The following is a 20,327-nucleotide window of genomic DNA, read 5'->3' as shown; positions in this document are numbered from 1 at the left end:
GCCATTGGCCTATGCTTTGATCCAACCCACAACACCGGTCACCGACATGCCCGCCCCCGAATCCACCCTCCTGCAAAGCTGGCACCACAATGCTCACGCCTGGATCGAAGCTATCCGCACGGGCAGCATCGAAAGCCGCCAGAAGGTCACCGACCAGGCCATCCTGCTGGCGGTGCAGGGTCGCCAGCCCCGGCGCGTGCTCGACCTGGGCTGTGGCGAGGGCTGGCTGTTGCGGGCGCTGGCGGAACGGGCCATCGAGGCGGTCGGTGTGGATGGCGATGTGACGCTGGTCGAGGCGGCGCGGGCGTCGGGCGCATCGCCGGTGCATCTGGCGAGCTATGAAGCGTTGGTGGACGCGACAGTGGACATCGGCCGTGACTACGACCTGATCTGTGCCAACTTCGCCCTGCTGCACCAGGACATCATCCCGTTGCTCGCTGCCATGAAAACCCTGCTCTCCCCTGGTGGTGCGCTGGTGATCCAGACCCTGCATCCATGGAGCGTGGCGGCGGGCGACTATCAGGATGGCTGGCGCCAGGAGACCTTCACCGGGTTCAAGGGGCAGTGGCAACCCATGCCGTGGTATTTCCGTACCTTGTCCAGTTGGCTCAATGCATTGGACATGGGCGGCTTTCGGCTGAGCGAACTGCGAGAGCCGCAGCACCCGCAAAGCCCTGTGCCGCAGTCGCTGCTGCTGGTGGCCACGCCTTGCGACGAATGATTACTACAACCCCTTTAACGCCTCGACAGCGTTAAGCAAATACAGTCGACTGTAAGAGCCGGCTTGCCAGCGACGGTCGCTAACGATAACGCGTGTGGATTGGCAAACCATGTCGCTCCTGGGTCCTTCGCTGCGGTGCGGCGTTCCGACAAGCCAGCGCCTGCAAAGGGTCGACACAGTCTGCGAAAAATCCGCTTAAACGCTTACAATCCTGCCTTTTCATCGCGAACCCGACAGGCAGTAAAGACATGGCGCTTGACCCTCCCACGATGTTGGCAATCTCGACCGCCCTCGCCGCGGCCGCCGCGCTGTATCTGGCGGTCGAGTGGCGCAGCATTCGTGAATCCTCGCTTCTGATCTGGAGCGCGGGTTTTGCAACGATTACCGTGGGTTCCACACTCGCCTTGCTGCGCATGAGCGGCCTGTTGCTGATCGGCATCTGGTTCGCCAACGGCCTGCTGGTCATGGCCCACTGGTTTTTCCTGCTCGGTGTCGCCCGCTTCACCCAGGCGCGTCTGTCTCGTGCCTGGTACCTGATTTTCGTCGCCTGGCTTGCCTTGCTGTTACTGCCGGACGAACCGTCATGGTCGAAGATCATGTTGCTGGCCAATTCGTTGCTGATTGCCCTGTTGTCGTTCAGGGCCAGCCTGCTCCTGCGTCCCCATGGCAAGTCGTTGAGCGTGGGGGCGGTACAACTGCGTTATGTGCTGCTGGTCCACGGTCTGTTCTATCTCGTCAAGGCGATCACGGCAGTGGTGCCGGGCACCCTGATCGATCTGGCCTCCCTGCGTGGCGAGATCATTCAGATATCTCTGGTCGAAGGCGTAATGGCGATCATGTTGATCGCCCTGTCGATGACCGGAACCGAGCGCTACCAGCGGGAGAGACGCATCGCACATCTGGCCGAACGTGATCCGTTGACCGCCCTGTACAACCGCCGAGCCCTGGAGCAGCGGGCCGTGCGTTTGTTGGGTGAAGTCTCGACCGCTCGACCGGGCGCGTTGCTGCTGATCGATATCGACAACTTCAAGCTGGTCAACGACCTGTACGGCCACACTGCGGGCGACCGACTGCTGGTGGCGCTGAGCGAGATGATCCGTTCGGTGGTGCCCGAAGGCGCGTTGGCCGCCCGGCTGGGCGGTGACGAGTTTGTCATCCTGCTCAGTCACGCCTCGAGCGAGCGAATCGTGGCGCTGGGCAACGCACTGCGTGACCAGTTTCACGGCACCGCCTCACAGACATTCGCCACGCCCGAAGCAGTGACCCTGAGCATCGGCGCCAACCTGTTCGACCAGCCGCCGGCCAGCCTGGCAGCCTTGATCGAGCAAGGCGACGTGGCGCTTTACGAGTCCAAACGCGGTGGACGCAACCGTATCCGCCTGGTCGATGGGACCCTTGCGCGCGGTGAAGCTTTGCGGGCCCGTTGATTCGCTGTTGGTGGTGGGTGTTGGGCGGGAACGGGCTTGCTCGCGAAAGCGGTGGGTCTGAGGACATCTCTTTTGGAGGTGCCGCCCTCTTCGCGAGCAGGCTCGCTCCCACAAGGGATTTCTGGCGACCACAACATTGGCGTTCGCTGAAGCTCAACACTGTGAGAGCGGGCCTGCTCGCGAAAGCGGTGGGTCAGACATCCCTTCCATTGCATGTGCCGTGGCCTTCGCTGCGATGCGGCAACCCGACAAGCCAGCGCCTACAGTTCCTCCTCCGCCAGCGCCTGGCGCACGAGCGCCCGCGCCGCCCAGGCGGCAGCGTCGAGAGATTCCTCGATGCTCGCCCCCCCAATATCGCGCACAGCGATCAGCGCCTCGGTGCCCATGACGATCGACAGTGCCTGCTTCAGCCGTTTGCACGCCCCGGGTGAGAGCACGTCCTTCAGCGAGTCGACAATCGGCTCGATGTAGCTCATGCGTCGCCCCGGTCGCAGGGGTGTCTCGTGGGACTCGTTTTCAAGCCACACCGTCATGAACGAACGCTCCATCACGTGCAGGCCGATCTCGTCGCCGATCAAGAGTGTGTTCAACGCGTCAGCCGCCAGGCCAATACCCTTGACCGGATCGTCCCCCGGTCGCCAGATGCGCTCCAGCGGCTGCATGTCGCGATCGGCCGCGGTCTCGCTGATCAGCGCCTCGGGTGAGGGAAAATAGCGATACGCGGTGGCCCGCGACACCATCGCGCGCTCGGCCACTTGCGCAACGGTCGGATTATGGCCCTCGTCGCGCAATGCGACGGCTGCCTCGATAAGCGCCTGCCGCGTTCGGCTCTTCTGATTGGCGCGGCCTGGCGAATCGCCGTCCGGTCTGGACGGGCTTGACTTCGGGGTCGGCATGGATTAAATGATACTCAGTCTTGTAATGAGACACGCGTCTCATAATAGGCATACGGCAGGCGCGACACAACCGTCGCGCCGGGCTTAACGAGTTATATCGTTTCTTCAGCAACTGAGCTCGCCTCAGGGCGCATGAGGTGAATGCCATGAATCTCAACCCCCGTTCGCGGACCTGGTTTCGGCTCGCTGTCCTCTACTTTGCCATTGGCGTGGTGCTGGGTGTGGCGATGGGCGCTTCCGGCGACCACTCGCTTTTCGCGGTACATGCCCATATCAATCTGTTGGGATGGGTGTCGATGGCACTGTTCGGACTCATCGGCGCAGTGCACCCGACAATCACCGAAGGCCGCACCGCCACCGCACAGTTCTGGGCGTACAACGTTGGCGTACCGGTGATGCTCGGCGCACTGACGCTGCGCCTCAAGGGCTTCCCGTCAGTCGAACCGGTGATTGCCATCGCCTCGCTCCTCGTTGGTGGCAGTGTGCTGCTGTTTGTGTGGCTGGTGTATTCGCGCATCGGAGTAACGGCCGGGTACTTGAACAGCGCGACACGCGAATCGCGCCTGTCATAACGCGTCTGATCTGGTTGACCGCTGCCCGGAACGCAAGGCGTCGGCAGAAGAACTGACCCGGCGCGTCAATCAGCGGTCAATTTGATCTAACCTGAGTAGAACGCCAGCGCAATCACGCCTCCAGCCTCTTGATACAGGGGAAACGGGATGACTCGATTGATAGCACGCCCATGCCCGTCCTGGGTCCTCCCTTCCCTGCTCGCCATCAACCTGGCGCTGACGGCGGGATGTGCGCACAAAGCTGCCAGCGCTCGCCGTGCAGAATCAACCGCTGGCTCGAACTGCTATGCAAAGGCGCTACCGTCTGTCGGCGAGGGTGGCCTGGCCTGGGGCGCTACCTTGAACATCGCTCGCCAGAAATCCATGAACAACTGCATACGCTATGCCGGTCGATCCGGTGGCACACCCGATACCTGCCAAGTGGTGCTGGCGGAGTGCAAAAATCAATAGAGCAATAGCGCGTTCACATCGTCGTTCACCGCTTCCCCGGACTTTCGTTTGTGCGCCGCTTTTGCATTTCTGTGCGACAGATCCCGCTTCAGGGGCTCCCGCTTCACGCCTTCGCGGTGTTAGTTTGGAAATGTTTCTGATCAAACGATCAGATATTTCTCACAAACTGCCTGCAAAGGAATGCTCCCACAATGGATTTTTCATTCAAGCACCTGGCCGCGACCACCCTGGTGCTAGCCAGCCTTTCGTCGTTCACCACCGCAGCCCACGCCAACATCACCCCGCAACAGAGCACGATCATTCTCAAGACGTTCAGTGATGCATCGGTGACGGATTTCAGACAGTTCCTGGGACGCCTGGCCCAGAGCGATGTCGCCAAGACCGACGACCTCGGCCCGGCCATCCGTGCTTTCCTCGACAACAAGACGCTTTCGGCGGAGCAGCAAAACGACATCCATCGCCTGCTGGGCCTCTATGCCCGGGTCAAATACGGCAGCGCGGCCACCGAAACCTTGCGTGAGCTGGTGGCCATCCCGACTGTCCGCGTGGACGGCGTGGCCCAGCACGAGAATCCCGAATTCATCAAGATCGCCGACAAGATCAAGGGCATTGCCCAGGCGTTCGACCTGAACTTTCGCAACATCGACAACCGCGTCTATGAAATCTCCCTCGAAGGCGCGGGCGATGAAGTCGTGGGCATTCACGCCCATGCCGATGTGGTGCCGGTGACGCCGGAGAACTGGGTGCTGCAGGACGGCACAAAACTCGATCCCTTCAAGGTCACCCTGGTCGGCGATCGCATGTATGGCCGGGGCACCGAGGATGACAAGAACGGCATCGTGGTAGCTCTCTACGCCATGAAGACCATCAAGGAAGAGAAGTTGCCACTGGCGCGCAATTTCAAGCTGCTGGTCGACACCACCGAGGAAACCACGGGCGACGCCATTCCCTATTACTTCGAGCGCAACCCGACGCCCGACTACAACTTGGCGCTGGATGGCGGCTACCCGGTGGTGATTGCCGAAAAAGGCTACGGCACCGTCATGGCCCGCTTTGCCCGGCGTAACGCTCAAGGCAAGGGCGCCGAGATCACCGCCATGACCGGCGGCCTGGCCACCAACCAGATTCCGTCGACATCGGTCGCTACCCTAGTGACTGACAAGCCCGCCGAACTGGCCGCCCGCCTGCAAAAGGCCGGCAGCGATTATGCCCAGCACAATGGCGGTAACTTCGACGTCACCGCCAAGGTCGTCGGCAAGGACGTCAAACTGACGGTCACCGGCGTTTCCGCCCACTCCTCCGAGCCCGAGTCCGGCGTCAACCCGGTGGCCAGGATGCTGGACTTCATCAATAGCCTCGACGGCAAGGTCGCGCTCAAGCACAACGCGTTTACCGACGCCGCCCGCTACGCCGCCGACAACTGGGGGCTGGACTACCTGGGCAGCAAACTGGGGGTCGGCTTTTCCGATGAATTCATGGGCCCGCTGACCACTTCCCTGACCTATGTCGGAATGGATGACAAAGCCTTCAAACTAGCGGTCAACCTGCGTGTGCCAAAGGGCAAATCCCCGGAAGTGCTCAAATCCGAAATCGCAGCAAAGCTGGAGGCCTGGAGCAAAAAGACCCGGATTGCACCGACGTTCGATTATTCGATCGCCGAGCCGATGTACCGCAACCCCGAGGGTGAATGGGTCAAGGCCCTGCTCGCCGTGACCAGCGAAAACCTCGGCATGGAACACAAGTTCGGCACCTCCGCCGGCGCCACGTCGGTTCATGAACTGCCCAACGGCGTGCAATTCGGCCTGGCCATGCCCGACGTCAAGTACACCGGCCATAACGACAACGAGTTCAAGACCACCGGGCAATTCCTGCTGGACCTGCAAATCGTGACCGAGATGATGGGACGCGTCGGGCAGTTGCCGACACTCTGACCCCTTCAGGACCCGTCGTTCTGACGGGTCCGCTTCCAGTTTCGCCAGAGCCCCCCTGTCGACGATACAGCAGTCTGTCAAAAGTAACCTCTGACGACGAACCTTGGCCCTTGCACTGTGGTCACAACAAATGATGGCATCGCGCCTGATCAAAGGCCCAGGGTCTGCTCCACTCAGGAACGACGCTTGCAGCTCACACACTTTAGGGTGCGAAGGATAACGTGCAGTGGGTTCGGCCCTGTCCAAGGCAGGTGCTGACTGCTGCTCCCATCCCATGCTCCCTTATCGGAGTACGCAAATGACTCAATCAATGCGCTTCTTCCTGTCGATCTTCCTCGCAACCGCATCATTGATCTCGGCAAGCCTCCTGAACACTGCAGGTGCCGCCACCGCCGAAGATCTGAATGCCGACTCCCGGCAAGCGTTGCACACGCTCTACAAAACCAATCCCTTCTCTGAAACCATCTCGCACCAGGCCAAGGCTGTGCTGGTCTTCCCGAAAATCATCAAGGCGGGCCTTGTCTTCGGCGGCAGCTATGGCGAAGGCGTATTGATGAAGGGCACGAAAGTCGAGAATTACTACAACTCCGTCAGCGGCTCATGGGGGCTGCAGGCAGGCGCCCAGTCGTACGGCTATGTGGTGTTCCTGATGACCGACAAAGCAGTGAAATACATCACTGAAACCAAGGGCTGGGAAATCGGCGTAGGGCCAACGGTGGTGGTGGTTGATGAAGGGGTCGCGAAGAACCTGTCCAGCTCGACGCTGAAAGACGACGCCTACGCGTTCATCTTCGACCAGCAAGGGTTGATGGCCGGGATCAGCATCGAAGGCACCAAGATTTCCTTGATCAAGCGCTAAAAACGGTGATTTGGTTGCTGAATCAAGGCCGTGGGTGTGGCCTTGGCGGACTGTCAGTAAAGCCAAAGTCCGCATACGACTACAGATAACACACTGACTTGCAGGGGCTGGCTTGGCCAGCTCCTGCAGGGGAATGCGCAAGAATTACCTGTCAGGTCGGCCGGTAGTGTGCAGGCATGGGATGTGTGATCTGCCATCTCAGGTATGAACGTCTCCTATGGGTCGGTTTCAGCCCGCCGAGAAAGGCAGAAAACGGCCAAGGTTGAACGATGAACTTCACGCTCCCAACCCTTCCCTGACGATGTCGAAAAAGGTCGTCAAGATTCGCCGCGAGCTCTGTGCCCGCAGGCACACCAGAGTCTCAGTGAAGCAGCGCTGGCAGTCGCTGATCGGCAATCCTCGAAGCCGGGAATCAGAGCCCAACTCGGCTGCCGAGACCACACCGACGCCCATGCCGATCGCCACGGCTTCGCGCGCGGCCTCACGCCCCTCCACTTCGATCGCCTTGCGGATGCGCAAGCCCGCCGCCGCCATCTCCTCTTCCAGGGACAGCCGTGTGACAGAACCTTGTTCGCGCAAGACCAGCGGCGTGTTGTCCAGGTCAGCGAGGGAAATGGAGGTGCGTTGCGCCCATGGATGGTCATGGGCGACGAAGGCGAGCATCGGGTCACTGCGCAGGTGCAGCGTCTGCAAGCGCTCGTCCTCGATGTGCCGTCCCAACAGGGCAATGTCTGCCTGGTGCCCGAACAACCGCTGCAGGACCTCATCGGTGTTGGCCGTTTCAATCTTCACGTCGACGCCGGGGTAACGGCTGCAGAAGCGGGCGACATAGGGCAATACATGCACCGGCGCATCCACGGCGAGGTTCAGGGTCCCGGTCGACAGGGTGCGGTAGTCCATGAGCATGTCATGGGCATCGACGCTGATGTCGAACAGCCGCTGGGTCAAGCCGAACAATTGCTCGCCCACCTCCGTCAGGCGCACCAGCCGCTTGTCGCGATAGAACACCATCACCCCGTAGTAATCCTCGAGTTTGCGCACCTGGTCGGACACCGCTGGCTGGGACAGGCAGAGCTGTTCGGCCGCCCGGGTGAAGCTGCCATTCATGGCCACGGCGTGGAACGCCTTGAGTTGCGTATGGGAAATCGACATTGGAGACCCTGCTATAGATTCAGCTTATTCATGCATTCGTTAAATCGATTTTATTTATGAAAGATGAACTGCAAGCATGGTTTTCGCAAGTCGTCTGACTGCTGCCTGAGCAGCGGCACCGCTGGCATTGACCTGGAGTGCTCTATGGAAATTGAACGTTTTGCCGCGATTAAACGCCGTTCGGACATGGTCCGGTACGACAACCACCTCTACATCGGGGGCCAGGTAGCCACGGACCTCAGTGGCGATATCGAGGCGCAGACCCGTGAGGTGCTCGCGGGTATCGAGCAGTTGTTGCTCAGTGCCGGCAGCGACCGCACGCGGGTGCTGTCGGTGCGCATCCTGCTCGCCGACCGTGAGGACTACGAAGGGCTGAACAGGGTCTGGGATGAATTTTTTCCCGCAGGCCATGCGCCCACCCGTGCCTGCACACTGGCGCAGTTGATCGACCCCGCCTGGCGCGTGGAAATGATCGTGGTCGCCGCGTGCGCGTGATCATTTCCAGTCCTTTACCTCGAACCGATCAATGGAGATACCCCCCATGCGACCCTACTGGCTCGACCAGGCCCTGAAAGACCAACCCGACATGCCCTGTCCGCGACTGCAGCAGGACACCCGCGCCGACGTCTGCATTGTCGGTGGCGGTTACACCGGCTTGTGGACCGCGATCATGATCAAGGAACAGAACCCCGAACTGGACGTGGTCATCGTCGAAGCCGACATCTGCGGTGCCGGCGCCAGCGGACGAAACGGCGGTTGCGCGCTGTCCTGGTCGGCCAAGTACTTCACCCTGGAGCGCTTGTTCGGCGTCGAAGAGGCGGTACGCCTGGTCAAGGAATCGGAGCAGAGCATTTACGCCATCGGCCACTTTTGCGAAAAGTACGCGGTGGATGCCGATTACCGTCTCGATGGCACGCTCTACACCGCGACCAACCGCGCCCAGGTGGGTTCGACTGACGGGGTGATCGCGGCGCTGGAGCGCAATGGCATCAACTCGTTTTCCAAATACGCCCAGGCTGACGTGCAGCGTATGGCGGGTTCGACCCGGCACATCGAAGGCTGGTTTTCGCCAGCGGCTGCCAGTGTGCAACCGGGCAAGCTGGTCCGCGGCCTGCGTCGGGTCGCGCTGGAACTGGGCGTGCGAATCTACGAAGGTTCGCCGATGACCGGCCTGGAACAAGGGCTGCCGGCCACCGTCGACACGCCGGGTGGGCAAGTCGTCGCCGATCGCGTGGTGCTGGCGATCAACGCCTGGATGGCGCGGGCCTTTCCAGCGTTCGAGCGGACAGTGGCCATCGTCTCCAGCGACATGATCATCACCGAGCCGCGACCTGATTTGCTCAAGCGCATCGGCTTGACCAGCGGGGTCACCGTACTCGACTCGCGAATTTTCGTGCACTACTACCACAACACCCCGGACGGCCGGATCATGCTCGGCAAAGGAGGTAATACCTTCGCCTACGGCGGGCGCATCCTGCCGGTGTTCGACCAGCCCTCCCCCTATGAAGGCTTGTTGCGTAACACCCTGGGGGAGTTCTTCCCGGAGTTTGCCGATGTCGGCATCGCCGCCACCTGGAACGGCCCGTCCGATCGCTCGGTCACCGGGTTGCCGTTCTTCGGCCGTATGGGCGCAAGGGGCAATATCTACTATGGCTTCGGCTACTCCGGCAGTGGCGTCGGTCCCTGTCATATGGGCGGGCAAATCCTCTCGTCGCTGGTGCTGGGACTGGACAATCCCTGGACGCGCTCACCGCTACTGCAAGGCCCGCTCGGCTACTTCCCTGCGGAGCCGATTCGCTACCTGGGTTCACTGATGGTGCGCAATGCCGTTCGCCGCAAGGAACGAGCCGAAGATCACAATCGACGCCCGAGTCGACTCGATGTGCACCTGGCAAAATTCGCCGCCGCGGCAGGCAAGACGGATAAAGGCTAACCGCTTCGTCTTGCCGGCAAAAAAATTTTCGCTGGCCGACAGAAAACCTGCCCGGCGCCGACCGGGCAGGTTTTTTAAAAGCGCATGATTTGCACACGAACCAGATCGTTCGGAATCGGTTGCCACGTGTCATTTCAGCCACGCCGCCCCCCTCAGGACTCATCCACAAACCCTCTCGAGACGGGAGGTGCGTGGAAGGTCACTCAGCCAAAAAAATAATCTTTAACTTCAATTACTTAATCTCAAGGCCTTTCGTTGCGCGATGACATCGGCGTGAGGGGTGCGTACTCGCTCGCCCACGGGAAAATCCGACAATTGATGTTGGCTGATATGCAATGCAGGACCTGTCATTTCAACAAAACCGGGCGGATCATCGCCTGGACATTTATAAGCTCAGCTTGTTTGTGACATGTGATAAATCGATTTCAGTTATTTTTCAGCGAGTGTTTTTATCGCTCCGTGCATCACTCCCCACAAAAACAAAACCGCCGGAGAAGATCATGACCAAAGCTGAGTTTCCGACTCCCCTGCCGCTGGCCACACCAGCCCTGGGTGAACCCTACCTGCTGACCCCGGGGCCGTTGACCACCTCGAAAGCCACCAAGGAAGCCATGCTCCGTGACTGGGGTTCATGGGACGGAGCCTTCAACCGTGTCACCGCCGAGGTTCGCCAGCACCTGTTGCACATGGCCGGCGTGCAAGACGACAGTTTTGCCTGTGTACCGTTGCAAGGCAGCGGCAGCTACTCGGTGGAGGCGGCGCTGGCCACTGCCATCCCCCGTGACGGCAAAGCCTTGGTGCTGATGAACGGCGCCTACGGCCAGCGCGCCACCAAGACCCTGGAATACCTTGGTCGCGCCTTCATCACGCTGGACAAAGGTGACTACCTGCCGCCGCAGCCGGATGAAGTGGACGCACTGCTCAAGGCCAATCCGGATGTGACCCACGTGTTTCTGGTCCATTGCGAAACCAGCTCCGGCATTCTCAACCCGCTGCGCGCGATCGCCGACGTGGTGAAGGCCCACGGCAAGCGTCTGATCATCGACGCCATGAGCACCTTCGGCGCCGTACCGGTGACCGTCGATGACATCGCCTTTGACGTGCTGGTGTCTTCGGCCAACAAGTGCATCGAAGGCATCCCCGGCTTTGGCTTCGTGATCATCCGTCGCTCGGTCCTGGAAGCGGCCAAGGGGCGCGCCAATTCGTTGTCCCTCGACCTCTACGAGCAGTGGGTCTACATGGAACGCACCGGCCAATGGCGTTTCACTCCGCCGACCCACAGCGTGGTGGCCTTTCACAAAGCCCTCGAACAGCACGCGAACGAAGGCGGTGTGCAAGGCCGGCTGGCGCGTTATACGCGTAACCGCGACGTTTTGGTCAGCGGCATGCGTGAGCTGGGATTCCGCACCTTGCTGGAAGACTGCTGGCTGTCGCCGATCATCACTACGTTCTTTTGCCCCGAACACCCGGATTTCCAGTTCATGCGTTTCTACGATGAACTCAAGACCCGCCAATTCATCATCTACCCGGGCAAGTTGACCCAGGCCGAAAGCTTCCGCATCGGCTGCATCGGACAGATCGACGAATACGTCGTCCATCAACTGCTACGCGCCATCGCCGACAGCCTCATTGCCATGGGTGTGGACATGCGCAAAACGCCTGACTGACCGCCCCCTTTCAAGGTCCCCGTCAATTCGAGCACAGGTGCAATGGGTAGCACCTTTGGACAGGGATCTTTTTTTAATCATGGACTCGCTGACACATCGCCCGGCTGCGCCGGACACCCGTCAGTGATCGCGACAAGTTGATAGTTCAAGCCTCAAGCCGTTCTCACCGCCATCTGAACAATGTCGTGAGTCCGGACGGGCTTGTGCATCAAAAACAAAAACAAAAACCAACCAAATTTGCGCTGTCTGGCACCTCACACGGGATCAGAACACCATGAACAAGCACACCAAAAACCCACTCGCAACTGGCTGGAAATCTCTCCAGCGTTGGCGCGTGCAGATTTTCCTCATCACCTGGGTGGCCTATGCCGCCTTCTACTTCACCCGAAAAGCGTTTTCGGTGGCCAAGCTGGGTATTGGCGAAGACCCGAGCTTCATGCTCGAAAAGTCCATGATGGCCAACCTCGATGCGCTCTACCTGACCGCGTATGCCGTGGGCCAGTTTCTGTGGGGTAACTTTTCTGACCGCTTCGGCCCGAGGGTCGTGGTGCTCAGCGGTCTAGTCATCTCGGCCGTGGCCGCGCTGGCCATGGGAACCTACGCCACCTTGCCGATTTTCGTCTCCTGCATGCTGATTCAAGGGCTTGCCCAGTCCACCGGCTGGTCAGGTCTGTGCAAGAACGTCGGCAGCTTCTTCAGTACCGGAGAGCGTGGCCGGGTACTGGGTTACTGGAGCACCAGCTATGCCTTCGGCGGCCTGGTGGCAACGCCATTTGCCGGCTGGTGGGCCTACAACTCGTTCCATGACTGGCGCATCGCGTTCATCAGCAGCGCTGTCGTGGTCCTGGTGGTGGCGGTGTTGTTCTTCGTGCTGCAACGGAACCGGCCGGAAGACGTGGGCCTGCCAGCTGTCGAGATCGAACTCGAGCCGGTCAGCAACGTCGTCGTTCCACGTGAAAGCATGTGGGCCGGCTTGCGCACCGTGATCAAGAATCGAACCGTGCTGGTGCTCGGCCTGGCCTATTTCATGCTCAAGCCTGCGCGCTACGCCATTCTCCTGTGGGGTCCGGTGATCATCTACGATCGGATGCCCGAGATCGGCAAGGTTGCCTCCTCCATCGTTCCCACCTCGTTTGAACTGGCTGGCCTGGTCGGCCCGATCCTCATCGGTATTGCATCGGACAAGTACTTCGGTGCGCGTCGCATACCGGCCTGCGTCCTGAGCCTGGTCGTGCTCACTATTTGCCTGGGCTTGTTCGTGCCGGCCATGCAGAGCGGCAGCCTTTATATGGTGGTCGGTTTGCTGTTCATGATGGGCCTGACGCTCTACGGACCGGACTCGATGATCAGCGGTTCGGCGGCCATTGACTTCGGCAGCAAGGACGGCGCGGCCTCTGCCGCAGGCTTCGTCAACGGCTGTGGCTCGGTGGGGGCGGTCCTCGGCGGCCTGCTGCCGGGCTACTTCGACACCATAACCGTGTTCCTGGTGTTCACCGGCACGGCACTGCTGGCCAGCCTGATGCTGGTGCCTTTCTGGAACAGCCGCCCGAAAACAGTGGAAACCGTTTCGCTTGAGTCGACCCCGGTGCAACCGGCCGTTGTCGGCACCGCTTCCTGATTCCGAACGTCCAACTCCCCTTACTGGAGCAATCAACATGCACTACAAACAACCGACTCAACTGCAAGCCGTGGTCCTGGACTGGGCGGGCACGGTCGTCGACTTCGGCTCTTTCGCACCGACGCAAATCTTCGTCGAAGCCTTTGCCGAGTTCGGCGTTGCCGTCTCCCTGGCAGAAGCCCGCGGGCCGATGGGCATGGGCAAGTGGGATCACATCCGCACGCTGTGCAACGAGCCACAAATCGCCGATCGCTACCATGCCGTCTTTGGCCGCCTGCCAACGGACGACGACGTCACCGCCCTCTACGAGCGCTTCATGCCGTTGCAGATCGAGAAGATCGCCCTGCACTCGGCATTGATTCCCGGAGCGCTCGATACGATCAACGGCCTGCGCGACCAGGGCCTGAAGATCGGCTCCTGCTCGGGTTACCCGGCAGTGGTCATGGAAAAAGTCGTAGAGCTGGCGCGCAAGAACGGCTACGTCACCGACCATGTGGTTGCCACCGACGAAGTGCCTAACGGTCGTCCGCATCCCGCACAGGCGTTGGCCAATGTCATCGCGCTGGGGATCGACGATGTCGCGGCTTGCGTCAAGGTCGACGACACCTGGCCGGGCATCCTCGAAGGCCGCAGCGCAGGCATGTGGACAGTCGCACTGACCTGCTCCGGCAACGCACTGGGCCTGACCTATGAGGAATTCAGAGACTTGTCCCTCGAAGAGTTGGCCCAAGAGCGCACACGCATCATCAAGATGTTCGAAGGCTCTCGCCCGCATTACCTGATCGACACCATCGTGGATTTGCCTGCGGTCATTGAAGACATCAACAAGCGTTTGGCACGTGGCGAAACACCTCAGGGCTCCTGACCTGCCGGGCTTATGCCACTGACAGTGACCGTCCTGCGGGCGGTCACAACCCAAAACAACAAGAGAACCCGATCATGAACTACGCCCACCCAGGCACTCCCGGTGCCATCGTTTCCTTCAAGTCCCGTTACGGCAACTACATCGGCGGTGAGTTTGTCGCGCCGGTCAAAGGTCAGTACTTCACCAATACCTCGCCCGTGAATGGCCAGCCGATTGCCGAGTTCCCGCGCTCCAGCGCCGAAGACATCGACAAGGCCCTGGACGCTGCCCATGCCGCCGCCGATGCCTGGGGCAAGACTTCGGTGCAGGACCGCTCGCTGGCGCTGCTGAAAATCGCCGATCGCATCGAGCAAAACCTCGAACTGCTGGCCATCACCGAAACCTGGGACAACGGCAAGGCCGTGCGCGAAACGCTGAATGCCGACATCCCGCTGGCCGTCGACCACTTCCGTTACTACGCCGGTTGCATCCGGGCCCAGGAAGGCAGCTCGGCCGAGATCAACGAACACACAGCGGCCTATCACTTCCATGAACCACTGGGCGTGGTCGGCCAGATCATCCCGTGGAACTTCCCGATCCTGATGGCCGCCTGGAAACTCGCCCCGGCCCTCGCTGCCGGTAACTGCGTGGTGCTCAAGCCTGCCGAGCAAACCCCGCTGGGCATTACCGTACTGGTCGAGCTGATCGGCGACCTGCTGCCGCCTGGCGTGCTGAACATCGTGCAAGGCTTCGGCAAAGAAGCCGGCGAAGCCCTGGCCACCAGCAAGCGCATCGCCAAAATCGCCTTCACCGGCTCGACCCCGGTCGGCTCGCACATCATGAAATGCGCGGCCGAAAACATCATTCCGTCCACCGTGGAGCTGGGTGGCAAATCGCCGAACATCTTCTTCGAAGACATCATGAAGGCCGAACCGTCCTTCATCGAAAAAGCCGCCGAAGGCCTGGTGCTGGCGTTCTTCAACCAGGGCGAAGTTTGCACCTGCCCTTCCCGCGCCCTGGTGCAGGAGTCGATCTACGACGAATTCATGCAAGTGGTGATGAAGAAGGTCCTGCAGATCAAACGTGGCGACCCGCTGGACACCGACACCATGGTCGGCGCCCAGGCATCCGAGCAGCAATTCGACAAAATCCTTTCGTACCTGGAAATCGCCAAGGGCGAAGGCGCCGAGCTGCTCACCGGCGGCAAGGTGGAAAAACTCGAGGGCAACCTGGCGAGCGGGTATTACATCCAGCCGACCCTGCTCAAGGGCACCAACAAAATGCGTGTGTTCCAGGAAGAAATCTTTGGCCCGGTGGTGAGCATCACCACCTTCAAGGACGAAGCCGAAGCCCTGGCCATCGCCAACGACACCGAGTTCGGCCTGGGCGCCGGCCTCTGGACCCGCGACATCAACCGCGCCTACCGCATGGGCCGCGCCATCAAGGCCGGTCGTGTGTGGACCAACTGCTACCACCTGTACCCGGCGCACGCCGCGTTCGGTGGCTACAAGAAGTCCGGCGTCGGCCGTGAAACCCACAAGATGATGCTCGATCACTATCAGCAGACCAAAAACCTGCTGGTGAGCTACGACATCAATCCGTTGGGCTTCTTCTAAAAACAGTGGGCGATGCAGGTAGCCCTGTATCGCCTTTCCAACCGCTTTCGCGAGCAGGCTCGCTCCCACAGTTGCAACGCGTCCCCCTGTGGGAGCGAGCCTGCTCGCGATGGCGGTCTCAAAACAGCGAAAAATCACCCTCTCTCCGCGCGGAGCCCTCGATGAAAATCCGTTACAAGGTAAGCCTTGTGGCTGCCTGTGTACTGTTGATAACCACCAGCCTGCTGTCGCTGGTCCAGGTAGAACAGGTACGTACGATCTTGCGTCACCAGGTCGAGGCGAGCATTGCCGAAACAAGCAATGCGGTAGCACGCCAGATTGAAAACTGGCTCAACGGCAAGCTGCGCCTGATGGATCTGGCCTCCCAGGCGATCGACAGTCAGTACAGCGCGCAAGCGACCCAGCGAATCATCGAGTCGCCCGTTCTCAAAGAAGAATTCAAATTGGTATTCGGTGCCCTCGAGTCCGACGGTAAACCGATCAAGAACACCGCATCCTGGAACCCCAAGCCTGACTATGACGGTCGCACCCGTCCTTGGTACGCGACGGGCAAGGCCGGTCACCAGGCCGTGTTGACCGAACCCTACAAGGACTCCACCACGGGTGAAATCCTGATTTCCGCTGTCGCCCGGATCAGCGATGCCGGGCAACTGCTCGGGGTGTTGGGTGGTGACATCCGCCTGACGGCGGTGGCCGATGCCATCAATACCCTGGATTTTGGCGGGGCCGGCTATGCGTTCTTGCTGAGCAAGAGTGGCAACATCATTTCCCATCCCAACGCCGAGCTGAACGGCAAGCCCTACAGTGAGCTTTTTGCCGGAAGCTCGCCGGCGCTCGACAACCGGCTTCAGGAAGTCAGCAGCGGTGGAAAGTCCCGGCTGGTTGCCTTTATTCCGCTCACCGATCTCAAAGGTATGGATTGGTACATCGGCGTGGTGCTGGACCAGGACATCGTCATGGCCGCCCTCCGCGTCCTGACCGGGCGCGCAATCATCGGCACGGGCCTGGGTGTATTGCTCAGCCTGTTGGTGTTGGGGCTGTTGGTCAGGCGCCTGCTCTGGCCGCTGGATCAGCTCAAGGAATCGCTCGCCGATATCAATCGAGGGAGCGGCGACCTGACCCGTGAATTGCCGGTGCATGGCAACGATGAAATTGCCCAGGTCTCCGGGGAGTTCAACCGGCTCCTGCAGAACCTCAAGGCGCTGATCGGCGATGTGAAAACGGGCTCGCAACACGTCCGCGAGAGCAGCACGGCCACGTCCTGTGAGGCGGATCAGGCTGCCAGCCGGGTCCAGAACCAGCTACAGGAACTGGATCAATTGTCCACCGCCATGCGGGAGATGGCCTCGACAGCCGAGGATGTGGCGCGCAATGCCCAGGCTGCGGCCGAGGCGGCGGTTGCCGCCAACGAGGAAACCGAAAACGGCGTGGCGCTTGTCTCCCGGTCAACGGGCGCGATCAATCGCCTGGCCGTGGAGATGGACGACACCGGTCGTGCCATTAATGAACTGTCCACCCTCAGTCAAAGCATTGAATCGATCGTGGCGGTCATCACCGGTATCGCCGACCAGACCAACTTGCTCGCACTCAATGCGGCCATTGAGGCGGCGCGAGCGGGTGAAACCGGGCGTGGCTTTGCCGTGGTTGCCGATGAGGTGCGCTCGCTGGCCTCACGTACCCAGCAATCCACCCAGGAAATTCGCCAGATGATTGATCAACTGCAGGCGGGTGTAAAACACGCCCAGGCGCGAATGCAGCAAAGCCGCGACGCGGCGAGCAAGACGGCCGGTGATGCCAATGCCGCCAACTCGACGCTTGCGCGCATTCGTGAAGCGATTTATCGGATCAATGACATGAACTTGCAGATTGCCGCCGCCGCGCAAGAACAGAGCGCGACGACCGAGGAGATCAATCGCAACACGACCAACATCCGCGACATCAGTCTGGAAGTTTCCGACAGTGCCGAAAGGCAGGTCCGCCAGTGTTCAACGATGGCGGGGTACGTCGGTCAGCAGGACCAGCTTCTGAGCCGCTTCAGGATTTGAAGGCTGCCTTTGAATGGCATTGAACCCAGGTCGGACCACCCGCCCCTTACAGATTCCCCAAACAACCAATTCCACCGAGGTAAGAAAGATGAGTGCGGCTTCCCTGTATCCCGTTCGTCCCGAGGTCCTGGCCAATACGCTGACTGACGAGGCGACCTACAAGGCCATGTACCAGCAGTCGGTCGTCAACCCGGACGGTTTCTGGCGCGAGCAAGCCAAGCGCCTCGACTGGATCAAGCCTTTCACCACGGTCAAGCAGACCTCCTTCGACGATCACCATGTCGACATCAAGTGGTTCGCCGACGGCACCCTGAACGTTTCCTACAACTGCCTCGACCGGCATCTGGCCGAGCGCGGCGATCAGGTCGCGATCATTTGGGAGGGCGATGACCCTGCCGAAAGCCGCCACATCACCTACCGCGAACTGCATGAACAAGTCTGCAAGTTCGCCAACGCCCTGCGCGGCCAGGACGTGCACCGCGGCGACGTGGTGACGATCTATATGCCGATGATCCCCGAAGCCGTGGTCGCCATGCTGGCCTGCACCCGGATCGGCGCGATTCACTCGGTGGTGTTCGGCGGCTTCTCGCCGGAAGCGCTGGCCGGTCGCATCATCGACTGCCGCTCGAAAGTGGTGATCACCGCCGACGAAGGCATCCGTGCCGGCAAGAAGATCCCGCTCAAGGCCAACGTCGACGACGCGCTGACCAACCCGGAAACCAGCAGCATCCAGAAAGTCATCGTCTGCCAGCGCACCGGTGGCGACATCAAGTGGAACCAGCACCGCGACATCTGGTACGAAGACCTGATGAAAGTGGCCGGCACCGTGTGCGCGCCGAAAGAGATGGGCGCCGAAGAAGCGCTGTTCATCCTCTACACCTCCGGTTCCACCGGCAAGCCGAAGGGCGTGCAGCACACCACCGGCGGCTACTTGCTGTACGCGGCGATGACCCACGAACGTGTATTCGACTACCGTCCGGGCGAAATCTACTGGTGCACCGCCGACGTCGGCTGGGTCACCGGCCACAGTTACATCGTCTACGGCCCGCTGGCCAACGGCGCGACCACGCTGCTGTTCGAAGGCGTGCCGAACTACCCGGACATCACCCGGGTGGCGAAGATCGTCGACAAGCACAAGGTCAACATCCTCTACACCGCACCGACGGCGATCCGCGCCATGATGGCCTCGGGCACGGCGGCGGTGGAAGGCGCCGATGGCAGCAGCCTGCGCCTGCTCGGTTCGGTGGGCGAGCCGATCAACCCGGAAGCCTGGGACTGGTACTACAAGAACGTCGGCCAGTCCCGTTGCCCGATCGTCGACACCTGGTGGCAGACCGAAACCGGCGGCAACATGATGAGCCCGCTGCCGGGCGCCCATGCCATGAAACCAGGTTCGGCGGCGCGTCCGTTCTTCGGCGTGGTGCCGGCCCTGGTGGACAACCTGGGCAACATCATCGAAGGCGAGGCCGAGGGCAACCTGGTGATTCTCGATTCGTGGCCAGGCCAGGCGCGCACGCTGTACGGCGATCACGACCGTTTCGTCGACACCTACTTCAAGACCTTCCGCGGCATGTACTTCACCGGTGACGGCGCCCGTCGCGATGCCGATGGGTACTACTGGATCACCGGTCGCGTGGACGACGTGCTCAACGTCTCCGGCCACCGTATGGGCACCGCCGAGATCGAAAGTGCCATGGTCGCGCACCCGAAAGTCGCGGAAGCGGCGGTGGTCGGTGTGCCGCACGACATCAAGGGCCAGGGCATCTATGTCTACGTCACCCTGATCGCCGGCGAAGAAACCAGCGAGCAGTTGCGCCTGGAGCTGAAGAACTGGGTGCGCAAGGAGATCGGCCCGATTGCTTCGCCGGACGTAATCCAGTGGGCGCCGGGCCTGCCGAAAACCCGTTCGGGCAAGATCATGCGGCGGATTCTGCGCAAGATTGCCACCGCTGAATATGACGGGTTGGGGGATATTTCCACCCTGGCGGACCCGGGGGTGGTGCAGCATTTGATTGATACGCACAAGACGATGAATGTTGCGTAAGTAGCGTTTGGCGTCATCGAAGCCCCACCCGATGTTGAGTCGGGTGGGGCTTTTTGTTGCCTGAGGTTTTTGTGTTGGCAGTTCTGGCCTCATCGCGGGCAAGCCTTGCTCCCACAGGTTTTGTGTTGTTCGCCGATCTTGGGCACGACGCCGATTCCGTGGGAGCAAGGCTTGCCCGCGATGACGGCCTGACAGATACCGCATAAACATCAGCCAATAATGATCGGCTTCCCCGGTCGGGCGCCAAGTCCTGTTGGCCACACACCACCTCCAGGCTTTGATTTGCGTCATTCGGTGGCGCCGTCCCGAACTCGCTGAGTGCGAGTTCGGGGTCTTCCAAATCGCCACGGATAGCGACGAGCTTCAGACAGGCGCAGAGATAAAGCAGAGACCCTCTTGTGGAGAGTGCACCGACAGCAAGGCGCCTGGTAAAGCGCCTCGATTGGGCATGGCTACTAACGCCGTGGAACGCGTAGCGTCCGCCCGCTGTAAAGAGCCCCCATGACAGGTTCAGTCATGGGCGCTGAAAAACCAATCAATCCATTCTTAGTG

Annotated in this window: 15 protein-coding genes and 3 pseudogenes; 16 read left to right on the top strand and 2 right to left on the bottom strand. The window is 60.7% G+C overall.

Annotated features, from left to right (window positions below; genetic code table 11):
• Positions 1-46 precede the first annotated feature (46 nt).
• Together LAB08_RS11230 and LAB08_RS11225 are read left to right on the top strand one after the other, a co-directional pair.
• Complete coding sequence (locus LAB08_RS11230) at positions 47-721, top strand: class I SAM-dependent methyltransferase (protein ID WP_096515454.1); 675 nt, start codon at positions 47-49, stop codon at positions 719-721.
• Positions 722-969: 248 nt separating this feature from the next.
• Positions 970-2,148, top strand: coding sequence for a GGDEF domain-containing protein (locus LAB08_RS11225; RefSeq protein ID WP_096512141.1), 1,179 nt, complete (start codon positions 970-972; stop codon positions 2,146-2,148).
• A 260-nt stretch (positions 2,149-2,408) separates the two neighbouring features.
• On the opposite strand, the gene LAB08_RS11220 is transcribed toward LAB08_RS11225, so the two are convergent.
• A complete protein-coding gene (locus LAB08_RS11220; protein ID WP_096512142.1) occupies positions 2,409-3,044 on the bottom strand; it encodes a TetR/AcrR family transcriptional regulator in 636 nt (211 codons plus the stop codon).
• Between the two features lie 146 nt (positions 3,045-3,190).
• On the opposite strand from LAB08_RS11220, the gene LAB08_RS11215 reads away from it, so the two are divergent.
• From LAB08_RS11215 to LAB08_RS11200, 5 genes and pseudogenes are all read left to right on the top strand, one after another.
• On the top strand, positions 3,191-3,616 hold the full coding sequence (locus LAB08_RS11215) for a hypothetical protein (protein WP_096512143.1): 426 nt from the start codon (positions 3,191-3,193) through the stop codon (positions 3,614-3,616).
• A 7-nt stretch (positions 3,617-3,623) separates the two neighbouring features.
• Positions 3,624-3,701 (top strand): annotated as a pseudogene (locus tag LAB08_RS30320) (arsenical resistance protein ArsH); the annotation flags it as partial.
• Between the two features lie 62 nt (positions 3,702-3,763).
• Entirely contained in the window at positions 3,764-4,066 is a 303-nt protein-coding gene (locus tag LAB08_RS11210; protein WP_096512144.1) for a hypothetical protein, read from the top strand.
• Between the two features lie 191 nt (positions 4,067-4,257).
• Positions 4,258-5,997 carry a dipeptidase gene (locus tag LAB08_RS11205; protein ID WP_096512145.1) on the top strand — a complete coding sequence of 580 codons (1,740 nt, stop codon included), beginning with the start codon at positions 4,258-4,260 and terminating at the stop codon, positions 5,995-5,997.
• A 298-nt stretch (positions 5,998-6,295) separates the two neighbouring features.
• Complete coding sequence (locus LAB08_RS11200) at positions 6,296-6,856, top strand: lipid-binding SYLF domain-containing protein (protein WP_096512146.1); 561 nt, start codon at positions 6,296-6,298, stop codon at positions 6,854-6,856.
• A gap of 276 nt (positions 6,857-7,132) precedes the next feature.
• Here LAB08_RS11200 and LAB08_RS11195 read toward each other — a convergent pair whose 3' ends face one another.
• Positions 7,133-8,008: a LysR substrate-binding domain-containing protein gene (locus LAB08_RS11195; protein ID WP_096512147.1), complete on the bottom strand. Its 876-nt coding sequence runs from the start codon at positions 8,006-8,008 to the stop codon at positions 7,133-7,135.
• Positions 8,009-8,152: 144 nt separating this feature from the next.
• On the opposite strand from LAB08_RS11195, the gene LAB08_RS11190 reads away from it, so the two are divergent.
• From LAB08_RS11190 to acs, 9 genes and pseudogenes are all read left to right on the top strand, one after another.
• Positions 8,153-8,503 (top strand): RidA family protein, encoded by a 351-nt coding sequence (locus LAB08_RS11190; RefSeq protein ID WP_096512148.1) that lies wholly within the window; start codon positions 8,153-8,155, stop codon positions 8,501-8,503.
• A 46-nt stretch (positions 8,504-8,549) separates the two neighbouring features.
• Complete coding sequence (locus LAB08_RS11185) at positions 8,550-9,941, top strand: FAD-dependent oxidoreductase (protein ID WP_096512149.1); 1,392 nt, start codon at positions 8,550-8,552, stop codon at positions 9,939-9,941.
• Between the two features lie 500 nt (positions 9,942-10,441).
• Positions 10,442-11,608 (top strand): 2-aminoethylphosphonate--pyruvate transaminase, encoded by a 1,167-nt coding sequence (locus tag LAB08_RS11180; protein WP_096512150.1) that lies wholly within the window; start codon positions 10,442-10,444, stop codon positions 11,606-11,608.
• Positions 11,609-11,882: 274 nt separating this feature from the next.
• Positions 11,883-13,226: an MFS transporter gene (locus tag LAB08_RS11175; protein ID WP_096512151.1), complete on the top strand. Its 1,344-nt coding sequence runs from the start codon at positions 11,883-11,885 to the stop codon at positions 13,224-13,226.
• 37 nt (positions 13,227-13,263) lie between these two features.
• The gene (phnX, locus tag LAB08_RS11170) at positions 13,264-14,091 is read left to right on the top strand and encodes a phosphonoacetaldehyde hydrolase (RefSeq protein WP_096512152.1); all 828 of its coding nucleotides are present in this window, start codon (positions 13,264-13,266) and stop codon (positions 14,089-14,091) included.
• 74 nt (positions 14,092-14,165) lie between these two features.
• On the top strand, positions 14,166-15,686 hold the full coding sequence (gene exaC, locus LAB08_RS11165) for an acetaldehyde dehydrogenase ExaC (protein WP_096512153.1): 1,521 nt from the start codon (positions 14,166-14,168) through the stop codon (positions 15,684-15,686).
• A 161-nt stretch (positions 15,687-15,847) separates the two neighbouring features.
• Positions 15,848-16,873 (top strand): annotated as a pseudogene (locus LAB08_RS30770) (HAMP domain-containing protein); the annotation flags it as partial.
• A 339-nt stretch (positions 16,874-17,212) separates the two neighbouring features.
• Positions 17,213-17,731, top strand: a pseudogene (locus LAB08_RS30765) (methyl-accepting chemotaxis protein); the annotation flags it as partial.
• An 88-nt stretch (positions 17,732-17,819) separates the two neighbouring features.
• Entirely contained in the window at positions 17,820-19,775 is a 1,956-nt protein-coding gene (gene acs, locus LAB08_RS11155) for an acetate--CoA ligase (RefSeq protein ID WP_121103490.1), read from the top strand.
• Positions 19,776-20,327 lie beyond the last annotated feature (552 nt).

It is taken from the genome of Pseudomonas izuensis, assembly GCF_002356535.2.
GTDB classification, from domain to species: domain Bacteria; phylum Pseudomonadota; class Gammaproteobacteria; order Pseudomonadales; family Pseudomonadaceae; genus Aquipseudomonas; species Aquipseudomonas izuensis.
The sequence above is the reverse complement of the archived record's forward strand: the minus strand, read 5'-3'. Positions and strand labels throughout refer to the sequence as shown.

What these genes read in the sequence shown, in the direction of transcription:
- LAB08_RS11230 (WP_096515454.1), top strand. Translation starts at nt 47, where the DNA reads ATGCCCGCCCCCGAATCCACCCTCCTGCAAAGCTGGCACCACAATGCT.
- LAB08_RS11225 (WP_096512141.1), top strand. Translation starts at nt 970, where the DNA reads ATGGCGCTTGACCCTCCCACGATGTTGGCAATCTCGACCGCCCTCGCC.
- LAB08_RS11220 (WP_096512142.1), bottom strand. Translation starts at nt 3,044, where the DNA reads ATGCCGACCCCGAAGTCAAGCCCGTCCAGACCGGACGGCGATTCGCCA.
- LAB08_RS11215 (WP_096512143.1), top strand. Translation starts at nt 3,191, where the DNA reads ATGAATCTCAACCCCCGTTCGCGGACCTGGTTTCGGCTCGCTGTCCTC.
- LAB08_RS11210 (WP_096512144.1), top strand. Translation starts at nt 3,764, where the DNA reads ATGACTCGATTGATAGCACGCCCATGCCCGTCCTGGGTCCTCCCTTCC.
- LAB08_RS11205 (WP_096512145.1), top strand. Translation starts at nt 4,258, where the DNA reads ATGGATTTTTCATTCAAGCACCTGGCCGCGACCACCCTGGTGCTAGCC.
- LAB08_RS11200 (WP_096512146.1), top strand. Translation starts at nt 6,296, where the DNA reads ATGACTCAATCAATGCGCTTCTTCCTGTCGATCTTCCTCGCAACCGCA.
- LAB08_RS11195 (WP_096512147.1), bottom strand. Translation starts at nt 8,008, where the DNA reads ATGTCGATTTCCCATACGCAACTCAAGGCGTTCCACGCCGTGGCCATG.
- LAB08_RS11190 (WP_096512148.1), top strand. Translation starts at nt 8,153, where the DNA reads ATGGAAATTGAACGTTTTGCCGCGATTAAACGCCGTTCGGACATGGTC.
- LAB08_RS11185 (WP_096512149.1), top strand. Translation starts at nt 8,550, where the DNA reads ATGCGACCCTACTGGCTCGACCAGGCCCTGAAAGACCAACCCGACATG.
- LAB08_RS11180 (WP_096512150.1), top strand. Translation starts at nt 10,442, where the DNA reads ATGACCAAAGCTGAGTTTCCGACTCCCCTGCCGCTGGCCACACCAGCC.
- LAB08_RS11175 (WP_096512151.1), top strand. Translation starts at nt 11,883, where the DNA reads ATGAACAAGCACACCAAAAACCCACTCGCAACTGGCTGGAAATCTCTC.
- phnX (WP_096512152.1), top strand. Translation starts at nt 13,264, where the DNA reads ATGCACTACAAACAACCGACTCAACTGCAAGCCGTGGTCCTGGACTGG.
- exaC (WP_096512153.1), top strand. Translation starts at nt 14,166, where the DNA reads ATGAACTACGCCCACCCAGGCACTCCCGGTGCCATCGTTTCCTTCAAG.
- acs (WP_121103490.1), top strand. Translation starts at nt 17,820, where the DNA reads ATGAGTGCGGCTTCCCTGTATCCCGTTCGTCCCGAGGTCCTGGCCAAT.